The 20,399-nt window shown below is 70.4% G+C and carries 20 protein-coding genes and 1 tRNA gene; 9 read left to right on the top strand and 12 right to left on the bottom strand.

Annotation, left to right across the window (positions count from 1 at the left end; all coding sequences use genetic code 11):
* Positions 1 to 88 precede the first annotated feature (88 nt).
* Genes ACIRDX_RS04110 through ACIRDX_RS04120 form a run of 3 tightly spaced genes read right to left on the bottom strand, consistent with a single transcriptional unit; the run spans position 89 to position 2,126 of the window.
* On the bottom strand, positions 89 to 547 hold the full coding sequence (locus ACIRDX_RS04110) for an adenylyltransferase/cytidyltransferase family protein (RefSeq protein ID WP_396624130.1): 459 nt from the start codon (positions 545 to 547) through the stop codon (positions 89 to 91).
* Positions 544 to 1,551 carry a bifunctional heptose 7-phosphate kinase/heptose 1-phosphate adenyltransferase gene (locus ACIRDX_RS04115; protein ID WP_396624131.1) on the bottom strand — a complete coding sequence of 336 codons (1,008 nt, stop codon included), beginning with the start codon at positions 1,549 to 1,551 and terminating at the stop codon, positions 544 to 546. Before ACIRDX_RS04115 ends, ACIRDX_RS04110 begins: the two co-directional genes overlap by 4 nt.
* Complete coding sequence (locus tag ACIRDX_RS04120) at positions 1,548 to 2,126, bottom strand: D-glycero-alpha-D-manno-heptose-1,7-bisphosphate 7-phosphatase (RefSeq protein ID WP_396624132.1); 579 nt, start codon at positions 2,124 to 2,126, stop codon at positions 1,548 to 1,550. The genes ACIRDX_RS04115 and ACIRDX_RS04120 overlap by 4 nt, the downstream gene beginning before the upstream one ends.
* A 122-nt stretch (positions 2,127 to 2,248) precedes the next feature.
* On the opposite strand from ACIRDX_RS04120, the gene ACIRDX_RS04125 reads away from it, so the two are divergent.
* Positions 2,249 to 3,694 carry a sodium:solute symporter gene (locus ACIRDX_RS04125; protein WP_396624133.1) on the top strand — a complete coding sequence of 482 codons (1,446 nt, stop codon included), beginning with the start codon at positions 2,249 to 2,251 and terminating at the stop codon, positions 3,692 to 3,694.
* Between the two features lie 120 nt (positions 3,695 to 3,814).
* Here the strand turns inward: ACIRDX_RS04125 and ACIRDX_RS04130 are convergent, their stop codons facing one another.
* The 5 genes from ACIRDX_RS04130 to ACIRDX_RS04150 form a co-directional block, all read right to left on the bottom strand.
* Positions 3,815 to 4,288, bottom strand: coding sequence for an REP-associated tyrosine transposase (locus ACIRDX_RS04130; RefSeq protein WP_396624134.1), 474 nt, complete (start codon positions 4,286 to 4,288; stop codon positions 3,815 to 3,817).
* Positions 4,289 to 4,547: 259 nt separating this feature from the next.
* The gene (gene waaF, locus ACIRDX_RS04135) at positions 4,548 to 5,558 is read right to left on the bottom strand and encodes a lipopolysaccharide heptosyltransferase II (RefSeq protein WP_396624135.1); all 1,011 of its coding nucleotides are present in this window, start codon (positions 5,556 to 5,558) and stop codon (positions 4,548 to 4,550) included.
* Positions 5,555 to 6,502, bottom strand: coding sequence for a lysophospholipid acyltransferase family protein (locus tag ACIRDX_RS04140; RefSeq protein ID WP_396624136.1), 948 nt, complete (start codon positions 6,500 to 6,502; stop codon positions 5,555 to 5,557). Before ACIRDX_RS04140 ends, waaF begins: the two co-directional genes overlap by 4 nt.
* Positions 6,499 to 7,533, bottom strand: coding sequence for a tetraacyldisaccharide 4'-kinase (lpxK, locus tag ACIRDX_RS04145; protein WP_396624137.1), 1,035 nt, complete (start codon positions 7,531 to 7,533; stop codon positions 6,499 to 6,501). The genes ACIRDX_RS04140 and lpxK overlap by 4 nt, the downstream gene beginning before the upstream one ends.
* Complete coding sequence (locus tag ACIRDX_RS04150) at positions 7,530 to 8,837, bottom strand: 3-deoxy-D-manno-octulosonic acid transferase (protein ID WP_396624138.1); 1,308 nt, start codon at positions 8,835 to 8,837, stop codon at positions 7,530 to 7,532. The genes lpxK and ACIRDX_RS04150 overlap by 4 nt, the downstream gene beginning before the upstream one ends.
* 194 nt (positions 8,838 to 9,031) lie before the next feature.
* Here ACIRDX_RS04150 and gap point away from each other — a divergent pair, with 194 nt between their 5' ends.
* The 5 genes from gap (at position 9,032) to ACIRDX_RS04175 (ending at position 13,055) form a co-directional block, all read left to right on the top strand.
* Positions 9,032 to 10,039 carry a type I glyceraldehyde-3-phosphate dehydrogenase gene (gene gap / locus ACIRDX_RS04155; RefSeq protein WP_396624139.1) on the top strand — a complete coding sequence of 336 codons (1,008 nt, stop codon included), beginning with the start codon at positions 9,032 to 9,034 and terminating at the stop codon, positions 10,037 to 10,039.
* A 115-nt stretch (positions 10,040 to 10,154) separates the two neighbouring features.
* Complete coding sequence (locus tag ACIRDX_RS04160) at positions 10,155 to 11,345, top strand: phosphoglycerate kinase (RefSeq protein ID WP_396624140.1); 1,191 nt, start codon at positions 10,155 to 10,157, stop codon at positions 11,343 to 11,345.
* A gap of 187 nt (positions 11,346 to 11,532) precedes the next feature.
* The gene (gene tpiA / locus ACIRDX_RS04165) at positions 11,533 to 12,288 is read left to right on the top strand and encodes a triose-phosphate isomerase (RefSeq protein ID WP_396624141.1); all 756 of its coding nucleotides are present in this window, start codon (positions 11,533 to 11,535) and stop codon (positions 12,286 to 12,288) included.
* Between the two features lie 120 nt (positions 12,289 to 12,408).
* Complete coding sequence (gene secG, locus ACIRDX_RS04170; protein WP_396624142.1) at positions 12,409 to 12,861, top strand: preprotein translocase subunit SecG; 453 nt, start codon at positions 12,409 to 12,411, stop codon at positions 12,859 to 12,861.
* Between the two features lie 107 nt (positions 12,862 to 12,968).
* Positions 12,969 to 13,055 (top strand) — tRNA-Leu (locus ACIRDX_RS04175).
* A gap of 410 nt (positions 13,056 to 13,465) precedes the next feature.
* Here ACIRDX_RS04175 and ACIRDX_RS04180 read toward each other — a convergent pair.
* Positions 13,466 to 15,058 carry a right-handed parallel beta-helix repeat-containing protein gene (locus ACIRDX_RS04180; protein WP_396624143.1) on the bottom strand — a complete coding sequence of 531 codons (1,593 nt, stop codon included), beginning with the start codon at positions 15,056 to 15,058 and terminating at the stop codon, positions 13,466 to 13,468.
* Between the two features lie 222 nt (positions 15,059 to 15,280).
* Between ACIRDX_RS04180 and ACIRDX_RS04185 the strand changes: the two genes are divergently transcribed.
* From ACIRDX_RS04185 to ACIRDX_RS04195, 3 genes are read left to right on the top strand one after another with little or no spacing between them, the layout of a single operon-like run.
* Complete coding sequence (locus ACIRDX_RS04185; RefSeq protein WP_396624144.1) at positions 15,281 to 15,529, top strand: hypothetical protein; 249 nt, start codon at positions 15,281 to 15,283, stop codon at positions 15,527 to 15,529.
* A 12-nt stretch (positions 15,530 to 15,541) separates the two neighbouring features.
* On the top strand, positions 15,542 to 16,702 hold the full coding sequence (locus ACIRDX_RS04190) for a cation:proton antiporter (RefSeq protein ID WP_396624145.1): 1,161 nt from the start codon (positions 15,542 to 15,544) through the stop codon (positions 16,700 to 16,702).
* Positions 16,703 to 16,710: 8 nt separating this feature from the next.
* The gene (locus ACIRDX_RS04195) at positions 16,711 to 17,106 is read left to right on the top strand and encodes an iron chaperone (RefSeq protein WP_396624146.1); all 396 of its coding nucleotides are present in this window, start codon (positions 16,711 to 16,713) and stop codon (positions 17,104 to 17,106) included.
* A 13-nt stretch (positions 17,107 to 17,119) separates the two neighbouring features.
* On the opposite strand, the gene ACIRDX_RS04200 is transcribed toward ACIRDX_RS04195, so the two are convergent.
* From ACIRDX_RS04200 to ACIRDX_RS04210, 3 genes are all read right to left on the bottom strand, one after another.
* On the bottom strand, positions 17,120 to 17,353 hold the full coding sequence (locus ACIRDX_RS04200) for a hypothetical protein (protein WP_396624147.1): 234 nt from the start codon (positions 17,351 to 17,353) through the stop codon (positions 17,120 to 17,122).
* A gap of 166 nt (positions 17,354 to 17,519) precedes the next feature.
* Complete coding sequence (locus ACIRDX_RS04205) at positions 17,520 to 18,794, bottom strand: porin (protein WP_396624148.1); 1,275 nt, start codon at positions 18,792 to 18,794, stop codon at positions 17,520 to 17,522.
* 10 nt (positions 18,795 to 18,804) lie between these two features.
* On the bottom strand, positions 18,805 to 20,340 hold the full coding sequence (locus ACIRDX_RS04210) for an arylsulfatase (RefSeq protein WP_396624149.1): 1,536 nt from the start codon (positions 20,338 to 20,340) through the stop codon (positions 18,805 to 18,807).
* Positions 20,341 to 20,399: the final 59 nt, after the last annotated feature.

Here is a 20,399-nt window from a genome sequence, read left to right on the forward strand (position 1 = left end):
GCGGGATGGGCCGCGCGCAGCGCCGCCACCACCGGCATGGCGTGCACGATGTCGCCGAGCGCGCCGAGTCGCACGAGGAGGAACGAGGTCACTGCAGGCGGGCGACGATGTCGCGGGTGGAGTGATCCTTGGGGTCGCCCACGATGGCCGTGCGGCCGCCGTAGGCCGCGACGATCGCGCGTTCGGGCACGGTGTCCACCGTGTAGTCGGTGCCCTTGCAGTGGACGTCGGGCCGGAGCGCCTCGAGCAGCGGCCCCACCGTGGGATCGCCGAAGAGCACCACGTAGTCGACGGCGCGCAGCGCGTCGATCAGCTCGGCGCGCGCGTCCTGCGGCACGATGGGCCGATCAGGCCCCTTGAGTACCCGCACGATCGCGTCGTCGTTGACCGCCACGACGAGGATGTCGGCTTCCTCGGCCGCGCCCAGCAGGTACCGGAGGTGCCCCACGTGCAACAGGTCGAACACGCCGTTGGCCAGCGCCACGGTCTGCCCCTGCGCGCGGTGCTCCTCGATGCGCGAGAGCAGCGCGTCGCGCGACACGATCATCGGCCGGCCTCGAGCGCGGCCCGGATCTCGGCCACGGTGACGGTCGCGGTGCCGCGCTTCATCACCACCAGCCCGCCGGCCACGTTGGCCAGCCGTGCGGCCTCTTCCATCGACGCCCCGCCCGCCAGCGCCTGCGTGACGGTGGCGATGACGGTGTCGCCGGCGCCCGTCACGTCGGCGATCTCGTCGGTGCCGTGGATCGGCACGTGGACGGTCGGCCGGTCCGGCTCGAACAGCGCCATGCCGCGGCTGCCGCGCGTGATCAGCACGGCCTCCATCCGCGTCTGCTCCAGCAGCGCGCGTCCCGCCCGCTCGAGCACCTTGCGGTCGTCGTCGATGCGGAGGCCGAGCAGGGCCTCGACCTCGGATTCGTTGGGCGTCGACGCGGTCAGCCCGCGATAGCGCCCGAGGTCGTAGCGGGAGTCCACCAGCACCGGGACCCGGCGCCCCTTGCGCGCACGGAGCGCCTGGCGCACGTGCCGGACCAGCGCGGGGGTCACCACGCCGCCCCCGTAGTCGGAGATGAGGACGGCATCGCAGGTACGGAGCGCGGCATCGAGGCGGCGTCCCCAGGCCTCGTGTACGGCGCGCGGCGCCGCGACGTCGCCCTTGCGGTCGATCCGGACCACCTGCTGCTTGGCCGAGTGGATGCCGCCGGCGAGCACGCGCGTCTTCGTCGTGGTCACCAGGCCCGGAATACGAACGACGGCACGGGCATCCACGCCACGGGCCGTGAGCGCCTCCACCAGCCGCGCCCCCTGCTCGTCGCGACCGACGGCGCCGAACAGGCTCGCCCTGGCGCCGAGCGCCGCGACGTTGGCGGCGGCATTGCCCGCCCCGCCGGGCACGATCTCGGTGGTGTCGTACTCGAGGATCAGGACAGGCGCCTCGCGCGACACGCGGGCCACGCGCCCGTACAGGAACTCGTCGGCGGCGATGTCGCCGATGACGACGGTGCGGCGGCCGGCAAGGGCGTCGAGCGCCGCGAGGAGGCGTTCGATCATTGCGGTTGCCTCAGGATCCACCCGGCGGCATCCATGAGGTCGTCGGCGATGCACGCGGCCGTGACTCCGGAGGTTGGACGGGCCTCCGCGCTGCGGCCGTAGCCGGTGCGCACGAGAAGGCCGCCAGCCATCGCGGCTGACGATGCGAGCTGCACGTCGCCCCAGCGGTCGCCGATCATCCAGGAGCGCGACAGGTCGAGGCCCAGGTCTGCCGCAGCCTGCCGTGGCAACGCCGGGCCAGGCTTGCGGCACGCACACGTCATCGTGAGTTCGGGCACCTGGCCCGCGGGATGGTGCGGGCAGAAGTACCAGCCGTCGATGCGGGCCCCGCCCGCCTGCAGGCGGGCGTCGAGCGCGTCGTGGGTGCGGCGCACGAACGCCTCGTCGAACAGGCCGAGGGCGATGCCGCTCTGGTTGGTCACGACCACCAGCCTGAAGCCGGCGCGCGCGAGCACCCGCAGGGCGTCCACCGCCGACGGAATCAGCGCGATGCGGTCGAGGCTGTCCAGGTAACCGGCCTCCTCGATGAGGGTGCCGTCGCGGTCGAGGAAGACCGCAGGCGCGAGGGACGACATTGGACGGCATGTTACGGGAAATGCCGCGATGCCGGAATGCCGCGATGCCGCCCGAACCCATTCCACGGCATTTCCGGCCGTCCTCGGCATTCCCGGCATTCGAGTGTTACGCTGGCCGGCCGATGGTCCTCAACTGGCTCGATTACGCAGTGATCGCGGGCTACGTCCTGGCCCTGACGGCGTTCGGGACGTACTTCGCCCGATTCCAGCGGTCGAGCAAGGACTACTTCCTCACGGGCCACTCGGTGCCCTGGTGGGCCATCTGCTTCACCATCGTCGCCACCGAGACGAGCACCATCACGTTCATCGGGGTGCCGGCGGCCGCCTACACCGGGAACATGGCGTTCCTGCAGCTGCCGATCGGCTACGTGATCGGCCGGGTCATCGTCAGTGCGCTGTTCCTGCCGGCGTACTTCCGTGGCGACCTGATGACGTCCTACCAGTTGCTCGAGTGGCGCTTCGGCCCACTGGTGCGATCGGCCGGGGCGGCCATCTTCCTGGTCACGCGATCGCTGGCCGACGGCATCCGGTTGTTCACGACGGCGCTGGTGATCGCCGTGGTCACCGGCATCCCGGTGCCGTGGACCGTCGTGCTGCTCGGCACGGCGATGATCGTCTACACGATGTACGGCGGGTCGGCGGCGGTGATCTGGACCGACGTCGTGCAGATGTTCGTGTACCTGGCCGGGGCGCTGATCATCTTCTTCGCGTTGCTGAACGGCATCGAGGGCGGCTGGGGCGCCGTGGTCGCGGCCGGCAGCGCCGCCGGCAAGTTCCACGTCTTCGAGTTCGGCCTCGACTTCACGAAGGTCTACACGTTCTGGGCGGGCCTGGTGGGTGGCGTGGCCCTCACGCTGGCCACGCACGGCACCGACCAGTTCCTGGTGCAGCGGTTGCTCTCGGCGCCCTCGGCGCGAGACGCGGGCCGGGGCCTGATGCTGAGCGGCGTGCTGGTGCTGCTGCAGTTCGGGCTGTTCCTCATCATCGGCGTGATGCTCTTCACGTACTACCAGCAGGTGCCGGCTCCGGTGCTGGGGCGCCCCGACGAAATCCTGCCGCGGTTCGTGATCAACACGCTGCCGAGCGGCGTCGCCGGCTTCATCATCGCGGCCATCGTGGCGGCGGCGCTCTCCCCGTCCATCAACGCGATGGCGGCGACCACGGTCAACGACTTCTACCTGCGCTACGTCAACGAGACGGCCGACGAGCAGACGATCATGCGCGTGTCGTACCGCGCCACGCTCCTCTGGGGCCTCGTGCAGTTGGTCGTCGCCCTCGCCTGCCAGTGGATGGACCGGTCGGTCCTCGACGCCGGGCTGTCGATCCTGTCGCTGACGGCGGGCCCCGTGCTGGGCGCCTTCCTCGTCGGCTTCGCGACCACCCGCGTGAGTGCCGCCGCCATGCTCGCGGGCATGTGCGTGGGACTGGCCGTGCTGGTCTACATCTTCATGGCCACGCCGGTCGCGTGGACGTGGTACGCGTTCATCGGCTCGAGCGTCACCGCGCTGGCCGCGCTCGCCTTCAGCGCCGTGATGCCCGCGCCCTCCCCCCGCGCCCACGCAGGCTGACGCGCGTGGGGAGCACGCCCGTCGCGCGCCCGCCGACGTGAACGTCGGCGGCCACGAACAACAGGAGCCAAGGTCCCTCCCTTGGTCGGCGTCGATCTTCCGGTTCGTGGGCGTCGACCTTCAGGTCGACGCACTCCGCCCAGCGGCTTCGCGGAGCGTCCATCGCAAGGGATTCTCGGCGATATAGGCAAGGAGCGCTGCACGCTCCGCATCCGACCGGATGATTCGATCGTGGTACCCACGCTGCCAGAGTGGCTCTTGCGGTCCTGCCGCTTCCGCCACACGAGCCGCCATCGTGACCCGGGCCTTCACCTCGCGCACGAGGTGCGAGAGGGAGCCAGTCGGCGCCTCATCCAGCCCGATCTCAATCACGGCATGTATGTGGTCGGGCATGACCACGAAAGCCCCGACCAACACACCGTGGTGGCGTTGGGCTGTTGTCTCCAAAGCCTCGACGGCCGCACGGCCGAGTTCCGAGAGCACCACGGTCTCGCCCACCACTTCACCGAAGATTGGCCGTCTTCGATGCGTACATGCGGTCACCAGGTACGCGCCGGGCGAACGATAGTCCCATCCACGCAGGCGCCCCACCATGGGGCTCTCCGCTGCAGGTGACATGCCAAGGCCGCCCGCCGACGTGAACGTCGACGGCCACGAATAGAGGGCTCCCAGAGCGTCAACTCAGGTTGCGCTCGCACCCGCCAGTTACCGCCGATGAACTGTGGGGGCAGAACCGCCCGCCGACGTAAACGTCGGCGGCCACGAACACAGGAACCGCGCCCCCTCGCTTGACCGGCGTCGACCTTGCGGTTCGTGGGCGTCGACCTTCAGGTCGACGCGCCTCTTCCCCGTGTCAGCCGCGCAACGCGGCGATGACGCGATCGGCGGAGACGCCGGTCATGCACCGGTGGTCGAGCGGGCACTCGCGCAGCATGCACGGGCGACACCAGACCTCGTGGGTGAGGATCCGGTGCGGACCGATCGGCGCTGTGGCCCACTCGCGCGTCGGGCCGAACACGGAGACCGTCGGCGTCCCGAGCGCCGCGGCCACGTGCATGGCGCCCGAGTCGTTGGCGAGGACGCGCGTCGCGATGCCGAGCACGCCGGCCAACGCGAGCAGGCTGGTGCGAGCCGTGAGGTCGATCACACCAGGGCCGGGCGCCGCCAGCGCCGCGCGGACCGCTGCGGATGCCGGTCGATCCGCGCCGGCCCCGACGATGACCACCACCCCGCCCTGCGCGATCCAGGCGTCGGCCACTTCGGCCACGAGCCGCGGCGGCCACTGCTTGGCCGCGCCGTAGGCCGCGCCGGGCGCGCAGGCGAGGATCGCCGCCTGCCCATCCCACCCCGCCTCGCGCAGGAGTCCGACGGCCTCGTCACGGGCCGCCCTCGGGAGCAGCGCATGCAACTCGGGCGTGGGACGCGGCAGCCCCAGCGCCTCGACCAGTGCCGCGTAGTAATCGGCGTGATGCGTCGACATCCTCCGGGCGGCACGCGGGCGGATGGCGCGGGTGAGCAGCAGGCCCCGCGCGTCGCGCCGATAGCCCCAGCGCTCGGGCACACCAGCCTGTTGCACCGCGAGTGCCGACGCGAAGGAGTTGGTGAACAGGATGGCGTGATCGTAGGCGCCCGCGGCGATCTGCGCGGCATGCCGCCGGACCGCGCCGGGACCGGTCCGCCCTTCCAGAGGCACGACACCGGCGCGCGGATCGAGCACGGCGACGATGGGCGCCAGGCCCGCGGGCACGGCCACGTCGACGACGGCATCGGGCCAGGCGTCGGCAATCGCGCGGATCGACGGCGCGGCCATCACCAGGTCGCCGAGCCAGTTGGGGCCGCGGACGACCACCCGCCGCGCGCTCACGCCTCCGCGTCCCCCGCGTCGTCCACCGCAAGCGACGGCGACTCGGTGGTGCGGACATCGTCGCGCCACCGGCGATGCATCCACAGCCAGCGCTCCGGATGGGCGCGCACGTACTTCTCGAGCACCTTCGTGCAGCGTTGCGTCAGGTCGCGCACGGCGTCGGGCGACTCGCTCGAGGGCAGTTCGAGCGGCTTCTCGTAGATCAGCCGGTAGCGCCCGTCATTCAGCGGCAGCGAGAAGGCCGGAATCACGGCCGCCCCCGTGCGCAGCGCGAGGACCGCGACGGCGGAGGTCGTGGCCGCGGGCCGTCCGAGGAAGTCCACTTTCACGGCGTCTGCCGTCAGGATGTGCTGGTCGATGAGCACCGCCACCGCCTGGTTGGCGTTCAACGCGCGCATGATGCGCCGCAGCCCGCCCTTGCGGTCGATGACGATGTTGCCCGTGCTGCTGCGGAGGTCGATGAGCGTGCGGTCGAGCAGCGGGTTGTCGAGCGCGCGCGCGACGACGGCCATCGGGCCGAGCTTGAGGCCGTGAGCCAGCGCGTGCAGTTCCCAGAAGCCGAAATGGCCGGTCACGATCAGCGCGCCCTTGCCGGCACGGCGCGCCGCCTCGATGTGCTCGGCGCCGACGAACTCGACGAGCGCGAGCTGGCGCTCCGCGGGCAGGCCGGTGAACCACAGCAGTTCGATCAGCTTGCGCCCGAAGTGCGCGAACACCTGCTTGGCGATCCGCGTGCGCTCGGCCACGGACCGTTCGGGAAAGGTCGCCGCGAGGTTGTCGAGCGTGATGCGCCGGTGACGCGCGTCGAGCCGATAGCCGATGGCGCCGATGCCGTGTCCGAGCCTGGTGGCGAACGACTGCGGCAGGCGGCGCACGACGGCCGCGACGCCCGACACGGCTGCCTGCTCGAGCCGGTGCCGGCGCCCCGACGTGGCGTCGCTCACGCGCCCTCCGGATCCAGCGCGAGACGCGCGCGCAGCCAGGACGCGAACTCGTCGACGGGCTCGATCACCACCTCGAGCGGCACGACCGCCACCGGCGTCTCGAGCGGGAGGTACCGCTCCAGCTTCACGGCATCCTTCGCGGTGGTGATGACGGCGTGGGCACCGGCCGCCCTTGCGCGGGCGTCGATCAGCGCGGCATCCTCCGCGCGGTAGCGGTGGTGATCGGGAAAGCTCAGGACGTCGGCCAGCGTCCATCCCGCCCGGCGGAGGTCATCGGCCACCCGCGACGGCTCGGCCACCGCCGTGACCAGCAACACCGGTCCTTCCTGGAGGCGCGAGAAATCCGTGGTCCCCGAGATGGGCCGCGGCGGGCCGAGATGGCGACGCGCCTCGAAGATCGGGACGTCGGGCGTCCGGCCGAGCGCCATGCGCAGCCGCGACGCACTGCCGTCCACCGCGAGCAGCGCGTCGGCGTACTCGAGCGCATGCAGCGGCTCACGCAGGCGGCCGGCCGGCAGCACCTCGCCATGGAGCACGTCGTCGATCGTCAGCAGCACGAGGTTCACGTCGCGTGCGAGTTCCACGTGCTGGAAGCCATCGTCCAGCACATGGACCGAGCAGCCCAGCGTCTCCTCGGCGAACGCGCCGGCGCGAGCGCGCTTGGGATGCACGAGGACACAGCAGCCGGGCAACTCGCGCGCCAGCATGAACGGCTCGTCGCCGCTCTCGGCCAGGGTGGCGCGCATGTGCTCGGCGTCGCGCACGACGACCACGTCGCGCGTCGGCGTCTCGCGACGGTAGCCTCGGCTCAGCACCGACGGCCGCTCGCCCCACCCGTGCAGCATCCGGGCGATCGAGGCCACCACCGGCGTCTTGTTGCGACCGCCGACGGCGAGGTTCCCCACGCTGACCACGGGCCGCGCGAGCCGCATCGGGATCTTCCGGCGCAGTTCCCGGCGCAGGCCCGCGCCATGCCCGTAGAGGCGCGCCGCGGCCCGCAGCATGCGGAAGCTCCAGGGCGAGTCGGTCATCGGGCCCCCTCGACCACGGCGCCCACGCCCAGGCCGCGCGCGGCCATCACGGCGCTGATCTCGCGCATCGTCCGGCCGACCGCACCGCGATGTCGATCGAGCACCCCTTGCGCGGCGGCGCCCAGCGACTGGCGACGGGAGGGGTCGGCAAACAGGGCCAGCAGTTCCTGCTGCGCGGTCGCGGCGTCTGGCGCCTGCACCAGTGCCCCGGCGTCGAGGAATACACGGGCGATCTCGGCAAAGTTGGACATCGATGGCCCGACCACGATCGGGCGCGCGAACCTGGCCGGCTCGAGGATGTTGTGCCCGCCGGCGGGCACCAGGCTCCCGCCGACGAACACCACCGTCGCATGCGCGCAGAGCGCCGCGAGTTCGCCGATGGTGTCCAGCACGAGCACATCGAACGGGGCGTCGGGCGTTGCCCCAAGTGCCGTTCGCCGGACGACGCGCAGCCCGGTCCGCGAGGCCAGTGCGGCCACGGACTCGAATCGTTCAGGATGGCGTGGCGCCAGTACGAGCACGGCGTCGGGAGCGGTCTCACGCAGGCGCGCGTGGGTCTCGAGCAGGATCTCGTCCTCGCCCTTGAGCGTGCTCGCCGCGAGGAGGACGGGACGTCCCTCGAGCCGCGCGCCGACGGCGGAGACGCCCGCCGGGGCGTCGGCGGGGACGTCGAATTTGAGGCTGCCGGTCACCACGAGCCTGTCGGTCGGGGCCCCGAGGTCCCGGAGCCGGGCCGCGGTGGCGGCCGATTGGGCGCACAGGCGGTCGAACTGCGCGAGCACCTTGGCCAGCGCCCGGCGGATCAGCCGGTAGCGCGGGAAGCTGCGGTCGGAGATGCGCGCGTTGACCAGCAACACCCCGACGCCGGCCTCGCGGCACAGCCGGACGACGTTGGGCCAGATCTCGGTCTCGACGATCACGAGCAGACTGGGGCGGATATGCCGAAGGACCCGCCGCACCACCCAGGCGAAGTCGAGGGGGAAGTAGAAGACGCCGACGATCCCGGGCAGCCGGGCCACGGCGGTCTCGCGTCCGGTCCGGGTGGTGGTGGACACCACCACACGCCAATCGGGATGGTCGCGTCGCACGGCCGCAACCAGGGGCGCCGCGCTCAGCACCTCCCCCACCGACACGGCGTGCAACCACAGCGTCGGGGCGGCGCTGCCGGCCAAGGAATCTGGCAATCGCCCGAAACGCTCGTGCCACTGATGCCGGTACTTGCCGTGGCGGAACGCCTGCAGGACCAGCCAGGGAGCCAACACCACCAGGCCGCACGCGACGAGCAGGCTGTAGAGGAAATACATGGCACGCAGTCCTGCCCGCCCCCGGTTCCTGCATGGGTCGAGGCGGCTGCGTGGAGTATAGCGAACCATTCGCGATACCATCTGCGGTTGTGCCGTCCCGGCGGCGTCCGGCATGCAGGCCGGACCACCGTCGGCACACCATTCATACCGACCGTCATCATCCGCAGGTCAGCGACCGCGTAGGAGGAACCTCCATGGGCATCAAGGTTGGCATCAACGGCTTCGGACGCATCGGGCGCAACATCATGCGAGCCGCCCTCGGCTCTGGCCAGCTCGACTTCGTCGCCGTCAACGACCTGACGGACACCAAGACGCTGGCGCACCTGCTCAAGTACGACTCGATCCTCGGCAACCTCGACGCGACGGTGGAGTCGGGCGACGGCTGGATCAGCGTCAACGGCGACAAGTTCCAGGTGCTCGCGCAGCGTGATCCGGCGCAGCTGCCCTGGGGTGACCTCGGCGTCGAGGTGGTGTTCGAGGGCACGGGCATCTTCACCAAGCGTGACGATGCGGCCAAGCACATCGCGGCGGGCGCCAAGCGCGTGATCATCACGGCCCCGGCCACCGGCCCCGACGGCACCTTCGTCATGGGCGTCAACCACGAGCAGTACGACCCGGCCAAGCACGTGGTGGTGTCCAACGCCTCCTGCACGACGAACTGCCTCGCGCCGTTCGTGAAGGTGCTCGACGAGCAGTTCGGCATCGTCAAGGGCTGGATGACGACGATTCACAGCTACACGAACGACCAGCAGTTGCTCGACCTGCCGCACAAGGACCTGCGCCGGGCGCGTGCCGCGGCCATGTCGATGATTCCGACGACGACGGGCGCGGCCAAGGCCGTGGGCGAGGTGCTGCCGCACGTGAAGGGCAAGCTCGACGGCTTCGCGATGCGCGTGCCGACGCCGAACGTGTCGGTGGTCGACCTCGCGGTGATCGTGGGCAAGAAGACGACGGCCGAGGAGGTCAATGCGGCGTTCAAGGCCGCGGCCGCCGGCGCGCTGAAGGGCATCCTTGCGGTCGAGGACGCGCCGCTCGTGTCGATCGACTTCCGCAAGAACCCGAACAGCTCGATCGTCGACTCGGCGTACACGAAGGTCATGGACGGCGACTTCGTGAAGGTGCTGAGCTGGTACGACAACGAGTGGGGCTACAGCAGCCGCTGCGTCGATCTGGTCAACTACATGGCCACGAAGGGCCTGTAGGCACTCAACCCGGGTACCGGGTGCCGGGTACGGGGTACCGGGCACCGCATCGTTCGACACTCAGGGGCGGCTGGCGCAAGCCGCCGCCCCTCTGCATTTCTTCCTGCGAGCTTCCATGGCCAAGCGTTCCATCACCGACCTCGACCTGAAGGGTCGTCGCGTGTTCATCCGCGTCGACTTCAACGTGCCGATCAAGAACGGCGTCATCACCGACGACACGCGCATCCAGTCGTCGCTGCCGACGATCCGCTACGCGCTCGAGCAGGGCGCGACCGTGATCCTCGCGTCCCACCTCGGCCGGCCCAAGGGCAAGCCGAACCCGGAGTTCACGCTGCAGCCAGTGGCCGACCGCCTGTCGGCCCTGCTCGGCCAGCCCGTCGTGTTCGCGAGCGACTGCGTCGGCGCCCCCGCGGCCGAGGCCGTGGCCAAGGCAGGCGCCCCGGGCGTGGTGCTGCTCGAGAACCTCCGCTACCACGCGGAGGAGGAAGCCAACGATCCCGGCTTCGCGGCGCAGCTCGCGGCCCTGTGCGACGTGTACGTCAACGACGCGTTCGGCTCGGCGCACCGTGCGCACGCCTCCACCGAGGGCATCGTCGCCCACGTGAAGGACGCGGCGGCAGGCCTGTTGATGGCCAACGAGGTCAACTACATGGGCAAGGCGCTGACCAACCCCGAGCGGCCGTTCGTGGCCGTCCTCGGCGGCGCGAAGGTCAGCGACAAGCTCGAGGTGATCCAGAACCTGCTGCCCAAGGTCGATGCGCTCGTCATCGGCGGCGCCATGGCGTACACCTTCCTCAAGGCCGCGGGCCTCGAGGTCGGCAAGTCGCTGGTCGAGGCCGATCTGGTCGAGACCGCGCGCGACCTGAAGGCGCAGGCCGACGCGCGTGGCCTCACGCTGGCCCTGCCCGAGGATCACGTCGTGGCCGAGGCCCTGTCGGCCGACGTGCCGTTCGAAACGCTGGCCGTGGGTGATGCCGCCATCGGCACCCGCATGGGCCTGGACATCGGCCCGAAGACGGCGGCGCGCTACGCCGAGCTGATCAAGGGGGCGAAGACGGTGGTGTGGAACGGCCCGATGGGCGTGTTCGAGATTCCGGCCTTCGCCAACGGCACCAACACCGTCGCGCAGGCCGTGGCCAACGTCGACGGCATCACGATCATCGGCGGCGGCGACTCGATCTCGGCGGTCCACAAGGCCGGCGTGACCGAGAAGATCAGCCACATCTCGACCGGTGGCGGCGCCAGCCTCGAATTCCTCGGCGGCCGGACACTCCCGGGCGTCGCGGTGCTCCCGGAAAAAGAGTAGAAGCGCAGAAGAGTAGAAGGAAAGAAGGCAGAGCGGGAAGGTAGAAGCACGAAAGCCTTGACGGAACCAGGGCCGTGAAGGCCGACGGTTCCGTCCCTTCCTTCACCTTCTTCTTTCCTTCCACCCTTCCGTCTTCCCGCTCTGCCTTCTACTCTTCTGCTCTTCTTTCCTTCGACAAGGATCAAGGATGCGTTCTCCGCTGGTTGCCGGTAACTGGAAGATGTTCAAGGGCGTGGCCGACGCTGTCGCCTACGCCAAGGAGTTCCGCGCCCTCGCCAAGGACCTGACGACGGTGGAACTGGTGATTGCGCCGCCGTTCACGGCCATCCACGCCGTGGCCGACGCGCTGCGCAACTCCGGCATCGCCACGGCCGGGCAGGACTGCTTCTGGGAGAAGGACGGCGCCTTCACGGGCGCCGTCAGCGCCCCGATGGTCAAGGAGGCCGGCGCCGCGCTGGTCATCCTCGGCCACTCGGAGCGCCGCCGCGTCTTCGGCGACACCGATGCCGACGTCACGCGGAAGATCCACGCCGCCTATGCCGCCGGCCTGGCCCCGATTGCCTGCATCGGCGAGACCCTCGAGGAGCGCGAGGCGGGCCGCACGTTCGAGGTGCTCGACACGCAGCTGAAGGCGTGTCTCGAGGGACTCTCGTCCGACCAGTTCGCCATGATGGTGATCGCGTACGAGCCGGTGTGGGCCATCGGGACGGGGCGGAACGCCACCCCGGAGCAGGCCCAGGAGGCGCACGCGCACATCCGCGGTCGCCTGCGCGCCTGGGTGGGCGCCGAAGCGGCCGACAAGTGCCAGATCCTCTACGGCGGCAGCGTGAAGCCGGACAACGCCCGGGCCATCCTGCAGCAGCCGGACGTGGACGGGGCGCTCGTCGGCGGCGCGAGCCTCGATCCCCAGGGCTTCTACGCCATCGCGTCCGCCGCGGTGTGATCCAGGCCGTTTCCGGATCGGAGAGCCAGCCCTGGCTGCGCTCTCCGATTCCCGCGTTCCGCGACCCGCGACCCGATTCCCGCTTCCCGATTCCCGCTTCCCGATTTACACTGAGTCGTTATGCTGTACTGGCTCCTCGTCACCCTCTACGTCGTCGTGTGCCTGCTGTTGCTGCTGGCCGTCCTGCTGCAGCAGGGCAAGGGCGGTGACATCGCCTCCGCCTTCGGTGGCGGCGGCGGACAGGCCGCGTTCGGCGCCCGTCAGGGCGCGACCGTGCTGACCAAGGCCTCGGCCATCCTCGGTGGGCTCTTCATGCTCGGCGCCCTCGGTCTGGCCATCGTCGGCACGCGGGGGCCGAGCTCGGTGATGAGCGGCGTGCCCGGAGCGGCGCCCGCGCCCGTGGTTCCGGCGACCAAGGCGCCGAGCGCGCCGGCGGCGCCGACGGCCACCACCAGTCCTGCGCCCGCCACCGGGACCGCGACGTCGCAGCCCGCAGGGGCCGCACCCGCGCCCGCGACGCTCGCGCCGGCACCAGCGGCACCGGCCACGGCGCCCGAGCCCAAGAAGCAGTAACGGCGCCGGGTTTCGACCCAGGCGCTTCCCTCAACGCCACGGACCTGCTATAGTTCGTGGTTCTGTCGCGACCTTGCAGCGCATCGCAAGGACCGGCAACACCACTTGCGGAAGTGGCGGAATTGGCAGACGCACCAGCTTGAGGGGCTGGCGGGAGCAATCTCGTAGGGGTTCGAGTCCCCTCTTCCGCACCATCACTCACTTCGTTCGTTCGGCACGGAATGGCGGCCTCAGGCCCTCAGCCGTCGCCGCTGTGCGGCTCGGCCCTCGGGCTCGAGTCCCCTCTTCCGCACCATTCGACTCGCCTGGAACGCTCGCAGGCTCGCGCTCCAGGCTCGCTCATGGCCAGCCGGCGAACAGGTTCTCGCTCAGGCTCGGTCAGCCCTGCGAGTCGAAGGCCCCCACTCACTACATTGATTCGGCGCGGAAAGAGCGGCGTCAGGCCCTCAGCCAGCGGCGCTGCGTGGCTCGGCGTTCGGGCTCGCGTCCCGTCTTCCGCATCACACGGTCAGCACCAGGCGGTCGGTCACTTGCGTGGGGACGCTCATGCGAGCGTGAGTCGCGCTTCGAGCGGGGGCCCCGTCGGTGTGGAGGCCCTTGCCGGCTACTGGGGCAGCGCCGCGCCAGGGGGGTCGTTGGCGCCACGCGCGCGGCCGTAGCGATCGAGCGCGACCCGGTTCGACGTGGCGCCGGCTGGCGCCTGGGGCCGCGACGGCAGGTCCCCATACGCGAAGTCAGGTGCCGGCACACTGCGGACGTCTGCCAGCGAGCCGGTCGGCCGCACGTCGTTGGTCCCGAGGTCGACAAAGCTGGGTCGCTGCGTATTGATCGCGTTGTGACCGCTGATGTACGGCTCACTGCACGTCGCATGACTGGCCGGGCACCCCGCATCGCCGCCCACACCAAGGGGATGCCCCGACGGCCCGTTCCAGATCACGTTGCCGGCAATCCGCACATCGTTGTCGCCGCGACTCGAGACTGGCACTCCGGGCCCGGTCGCGCCGCCCGGAGCCGCGCCCGCGATCTGGAAGTGCTGCCACTGGCTGCCGGCGCCTTCGGGGTTGAAGACGACGTTGTTCAGCAGGAAGACGTGGTTGTTGGGAATGCGCACGAAGTTATCGCCATCGTCGACCACCGTCGTCCCCCAGGCGCCCGCGGCGAGCCGGCTCTCGCAGGCCGTAAGCTCCGATGCCACGTCGGCGGCATCACAGCTGCGCGCCCCGAAGCCGGCTTCGAGGACGTGGCTGCGCGTGCCGACGCGGTAGAGCGTGTTCCAGGCCACCAGGACGTTGTAGCCACCGCTGACGCCAAGGCCGGCCCCCTCGGTGTCGTGCACGATGTTGTTGACGACGCGAATGTCGTAGGCCTCGTAGTGCAGCCATGGCGTGCTCATGAACTGCAGGCCCGTGCCCTGTCCTGCCGTGAAGCCGCCGGTGCCGCAGTCATGGAATTCGTTGCTGTCCACGAGGATCGACGCCGAGCCCCCCTTGACATAGCCGCACCAGTCGCCCGCCCCGAAGACGCGATTGCCGACGATGTGTCCGTCCTGCACGGCCACGAAATCGATCGCGTTGTCATCGGCACCGCCGATGCGCGAGTCCTCGATGTAGATGTGCGTGGACTGGTTGACCTTGACGGTCTCGTGGGCCACGGCCGCGTCCGCGCCGTCCACCGGCCGCGTGCCGCCCGTGAACGTGACGTTGCGCAGCAGGATGGTGTCGCAATCCTCGCAGTGGAACACGTCGGCCGCCGGCGTCGGCACGATGTCGAGGTCGACGAAGTAGAGGTAGGCGACGTGGGCGATGTTCAGGCCCGCGCGCAAGGTGGCGGTGCCGGCGCCGCCAACGGCGCGGACCACGATCGGCGCGGTCGCGGTGCCGTAGCGCGCTTCCATGTAGTGCGGGATGGTGTCGGCCGGATACTCACCGGGCTGCAGCCGGATCTCGTACCCGATGGCGACAAACGGACTCGCCGCCGTATTGGCCGGAATGCGGGTCCAGGCTTCACGGAGGGTGCGCACCGCGTCGCCGGCGCTGCGGCCGCTCGATCGGTCGTCACCGCTGGCAGGGTCGACCCAGATCTGCTGCAGGGTGGGATCGCCCGCATCGTAGCGGGGAGCCGACTGCCCGAATCCGGCAACGGGGCACGCCGCGAGGAAGCTCACGCCGATGAGGAAACGCCGGACGCAGGTCTTCATGTCAGGGCCAATCGGCTGGGTTACCCCTCTCCTCCACTGCCCGCGGTGACGCGTCAGCCAGGGTGGGCGCGAATCCGTCGCGCGTCTGATCGAGACGGGCCGAATCCGGCGGCAGGCCGACCTGCTGCCAGACGATGGTCAGTTGGACCGGGCGATCGGCCGCGGCTGTATCCGTGAGGCGGCGATGGGGCCGCAGCGCGCTATGCTGGCGTGTCTGGCCCCATGCTGATTCGCGCGTCCCGTGTCCTCGTCGAGTACGGCCTGCTCGTCGGCCTGCCCATCGCGGGCGTGCTGCTCGCCCTGCGCCTCGGGGCGTCGCTGGTCGCCCCGGCGGCGCCGATGCACGACGTCGCACGCGCGGCCGGACCGGTCGGCGAGTTCAGCCTGCCCTGGCTGCTCCTGTCGGTGGCCGTCCTGGTCGCCTGCGCACGCGCGGCGGGCCTCGCGGCGCGCGCGATCGGCCAGCCCTAGGTGGTGGGCGAGATGGCCATGGGCATCGCGCTCGGGCCATCGCTGCTCGGCTGGATGGCCCCCGGCGTCTCGGCCACACTCTTCCCGGCAGCCAACCACGCCCACCTGAACACGCTGAGTCAGCTCGGACTGCTGCTCTTCATGTTCCTCGTGGGCCTGGAGTTCGACCTGCGCCGCCTGAGCCGTCTCGGGCACACCGCCGTCCTGGCCAGCCACGCCAGCATCACGCTCCCGATGCTCCTCGGCGTCTCCCTGGCGCTCTATCTCTACCCGCGCCTGTCATCGGCCGACGTCCGCTTCCACGAGTTCGCGCTGTTCATGGGCACGGCGATGAGCGTGACGGCGTTTCCCGTGCTGGCGCGCATCCTCCGCGAGCGCCGCCTGCTCGACTCCCGCATCGGCACCGTCGCCATCGCCTGCGCCGCCGTCGACGATGTCACCGCCTGGTGCCTGCTCGCCGGCATCGTCGCGCTCGTCCGGGCCTCGCAGCACACCCTGCCGATACCGGTCATGATCGGCGGGCTGGCGGCCTTCATCGCCGTCATCACGGTGCTGCGCCGGGCGGGCCTCGGCCTCTTCCTCGCGAGTTTCGAGAAGCGGCACCGGCTCAGTGAAGACGCCGTGGCCCTGCTGCTCACGGTGGTGATGCTCGCCTCGGTGACCACCGAGTGGATCGGCCTCCACCTGCTCTTCGGGGCGTTCTTCGTCGGCGTGATGCTGCCCAAGACCGACGCGTTCGTCGAGGCCATCACGGCGCGGTTCGAGCTCGTCGCGACCACGCTGCTGTTGCCGGTGTTCTTCGCGTTCACGGGACTGCGGACGCAGATCGGGCTGGTCAGCGGCGCGCAGATGTGGTTCTACTGCGGACTGATCCTGGTGCTCGCGATCCTGGGCAAGCTGGTGGGTTCCGCGGTGGCCGCGCGCGTGAGCGGACTCAACACGCGCGACTCGGTGGCGCTCGGCGTGCTCATGAACACGCGGGGGCTGATGGAACTGGTCGTGCTGAACCTCGGCCTCGACCTCGGCATCATCTCGCCCGTCCTGTTCTCGATGCTGGTGGTGATGGCGCTGGTCACCACGGTGATGACGACCCCGCTGCTGGCCCGGCTGTACCCATCGACCGCCGCGGACGTGGTGCCGGTGGCCCGGCCGGCCTCCGCGGGGCACGCCTGAGACTGCCCATGCCGCGTCCCGCCTTTGCTTCTGTCGACGACTACCTGGCTGCGCTGCCCGATGCCTCGCGCGGCACGCTCACGCGGGTGTTCGCCGCACTGCGGAAGGGCCTGCCCGGGGCAGAACCGGTCGTGTCGTACGGCATTCCGGCACTGAAGAGCGGGGGGCGGGTGGTGGTGTACTGCGCGGCGTTCACGTCGCACTACTCGGTGTACCCGGCGACGCGCGATCTCGTGGACGCGCTGGGCGACGCGCTCGCGCCCTACGAGTACAACGGCAAGGGCACGATTCGCTTTCCGCTGACGGGCCGGGTGCCCGTCACGCTGCTCACTCGCATCGCCCGACTCCGGGCGGCCGAGGATGCCGCGCGCGGCGTGCGCCGCCTGGCCGCGAAGAAGCGCTAGTCCCGCGCCGCGGTCAGTCGCCGCCGGACCCGCCGCCGTCGCAACCCGCGTCGGCGCCCGTGTCGCCGCCGGCGCTTCCCGTATCTGCGCCTGCCGCCAGCATCGCCAGCAGGCCGCCGTCATCCCCTCCGTGCTCGGCGCTCCTTGCGCCGGCCGATGGCGCCACACGCCCTCCCCACCCGACGAGCGCCACCAGGACCACCACCAGGCCGAGCCCTCCGAGCACCAGCAGTACCGGAACGACCATCACACCTCCTGCACGGAGATACGTGATCGCGCCGCCGGGGGTTGTGACGACGCGGTAACGATCCGCCGCCGACATTCGCCGCTTTTCTCCGTACCCGGTACCCCGTACCCGGTACCCGGCCCTGTGCCGACTCCCGACTCCCGACTCCCGACCGCCGACTGCCGTCCTAGATCGAGATCTCCCACTGCAGCCGCACGCGCCCGTGCGTGGCGCCCTGGATCGTGAGGCGCGACACGTCGAGGTTCAGCTTGTTGCGGTGCTGGTTGAAGTACCAGTTGATGCCGCCGGTGATCTCGCGGTCGATCGGCACGGCCGCGTCGCGGTCCGGATCCGCGTAGGCCACGCGACCCGCGAACTCGAGCGCTGCCGGAATGGCTCGCCACCGGTCGTGCGGGAAGTATCCGGCCAGCACGTATCCGCCGAAGAGGCGACGCTCGACGGCCGTCTCGCGGTCGCGCACGTGCTTCCAGTGCTGCTCGGTCTGCAGCGAGAAACCTCGGTTGAACAGCGCCATGTCGACCATCCACTGCCGCAGGTCGTACCGCCCGGCCGCGCCGGTCTCGAAGCCGGAGAGCTGCGCGCCGCCATCGGAGCTGAATCGCGTGAACCGGCCGCGATTGCTCACGGCCGCCACGCCAATCGCCATCGCAGGCTTCGGGTGGTACTCGACGTCGGACTGCGAGAACCCGACGCTGCGCCCGAACACGTTCCACTGGTAGCGGCCGAGCACCATCGGCACGCCGTCGCCGTCGCCGAGCGCGAGGCGGCCTTCGCCGGCGAGCACGCCGAGGAAGTACTCGCCGTCGAAGCGGCGCCCCTTGAGCACGCGGCCACGAGCCATCACGCCGAGCTGGCCGTCGAGGGTGAAGTCGCGATTGACGAGCGACCTGTCGACGAGCTGCTGGTCGCCCGACGAGTCGACGCGCTCGCGATTGAACTCCACCTTCCACTGGCCGGCGCGCACCTGCAGCCAGTCGCGCGCCTTCACCTGCACGAAGAAGTGGTACGCACGCGGCGTCTTCAGGTCGATCTCGACGAAGTTGGAGACGCGCGGCGACCACAGGTGCCCGCCGAACTTCAGGCGCGACCGGTTGACAGCCCACTCCTCGTCGTCCTGCTCCGAGGTGAACCGGAACTGGTTGCGCAGCGAGAAGTACTGGTAGAGGCCGCCACCCTCGGAGCGGAACTGCAGTCCCTTGCTCGCGTACGCCCACCCGGTCAGGTCGTCGCGCTGCGATCGCTTCTTCGGGCGATCGTTGCGCTCACCCTCATCGTCCACCTCGACGTGAGGAGGCACGAGGGTCGGTTGCGTGGACGGGGCGGCCGCCACAGGCGCCGGCCCCTGCGGCGACGTGGGCGGCGTCGTCGATTGGGCGCCGGCGAGCGTGGCGGTCGCGATGGCGAAGGCGAACGCGGCAAGGACCCGTCGGAGCACAGACACTGGGGCCGCCTCAGCGCGTGGTGACACCGGGAATCGGCACGGGGAAGATCTCGTTGGGTAGCGACTCGCGGCGCAGCACGTCCTGCGCCTGCCGAACCAGGTCGGCGCGGCTCGCGGCGAGATCACGGGTTTCGTTCGGATCGGCCGCCAGGTCGTACACCTCCCAGGGCCCGGGCTCCGCGGCCTGCAGCCGCTGGCGCACCACCTTCATGTCGCCGAGGCGCACTGCGACCTGCCCACCGTACTCGGGGAACACCCAGACCATCGGCCGGCGCGTCGGCACCGACGAGGCGCCTGCGGTCATGACGGGCCACAGGCTCTCGCCGTCGAGTCCGGAGGGCGCCTGCAGCCCCGCCGCGGCCGCGAGCGTCGGGAACCAGTCGGGGAAGTAGCTGGCCACCTCGCTCACGCTGCCGGCGGGAATGCGGCCCGGCAGGCGCGCAATCATCGGCACGCGGATGCCGCCTTCGTACACGCTGCCCTTGTAACCGCGCAGGCCTCGCGTGCTGTTGAAGAAGGCCGCGTCCACGCCGCCGATGTGGAACGCCGGATCCTTCGCACCCGGGTGCGTCGTCCCGTTGTCGCTGGTGAAGACCACGAGCGTGCGGTCGGCGACGCCGGCCTTCTCGATCGCGGCAAGCACGCGCCCGACGTGGTCGTCGAGTTCGGCGATCATCGCCGCATACCCGGCACGTGGGCGCGGATGCGGGAGGTAGTTGTTGGCGCCGCGGTACGGCACGGTGTCCCACTCTGCCGGAAAGCGCTCGACGAGGGCCTTCGGCGGGTGCATCGCCACGTGCGGCTGGATGAAGGGCAGGTACAGGAAGAACGGCCGACCGGACTGCGCCGCGATGAAGCGCTCCGCCTCCGTGATCATCAGCGACGGCGCGTAGGTCTCGCCGATCCACGGGTCCATCGACACGGGACCGTCTGGCTGCGTGGCGTGCCCGGGGACCGGCCGGGCGTTGATCGCGATCTTCTCGGCGTTGCGCCAGACGTGCGGCGGGTAGTAGCTGTGCGCGACGGACTGGTCGTTGTAGCCGAAGAACAGGTCGAACCCCTTGCGGTTCGGATCGCCGGTGCTGCCCACCGGACCGAGTCCCCACTTGCCCATCGCGCCGCTGGCGTACCCGGCGTTCCTGAACACTTGCGCGATGGTCACGGCGCCGTCGCTGAGCGGGTACTGCCCTTCCGTGAACTGCGGCAGCCGCGTCTTCGCCTGGATGTTGCCGCGGATCTCGGCGTGGCCCATGTGCTTGCCGGTCATCAGCACGGCCCGCGCAGGGGCGCACACCGGCGCGCCCGAGTAGTGGCGCGTGAAGCGCATGCCCTGCGCCGCGAGCCGGTCGATGTTCGGCGTCGGAATCTTCTGCTGCCCATAGGCGCCGACCTCGCCCCATCCGAGGTCGTCGGCCATGATGAAGACGACGTTCAGCCTGGGCGGCGCCTGGGCCTGCACGGACGGCAGCTCGAGGTAGGGCCGCGTGTCCCACGCGGCCGCTGCCACGCACGCAAGGGCGAGGAGGACGAGGATCCGGGTACGCATCACCGGCATACCCTACCGTACCCGCGGACGTAGTGCTCGCTTACCATCGTCCAGTTCCC

Source organism: Luteitalea sp. (assembly GCF_044337415.1).
GTDB lineage: Bacteria > Acidobacteriota > Vicinamibacteria > Vicinamibacterales > Vicinamibacteraceae > Luteitalea.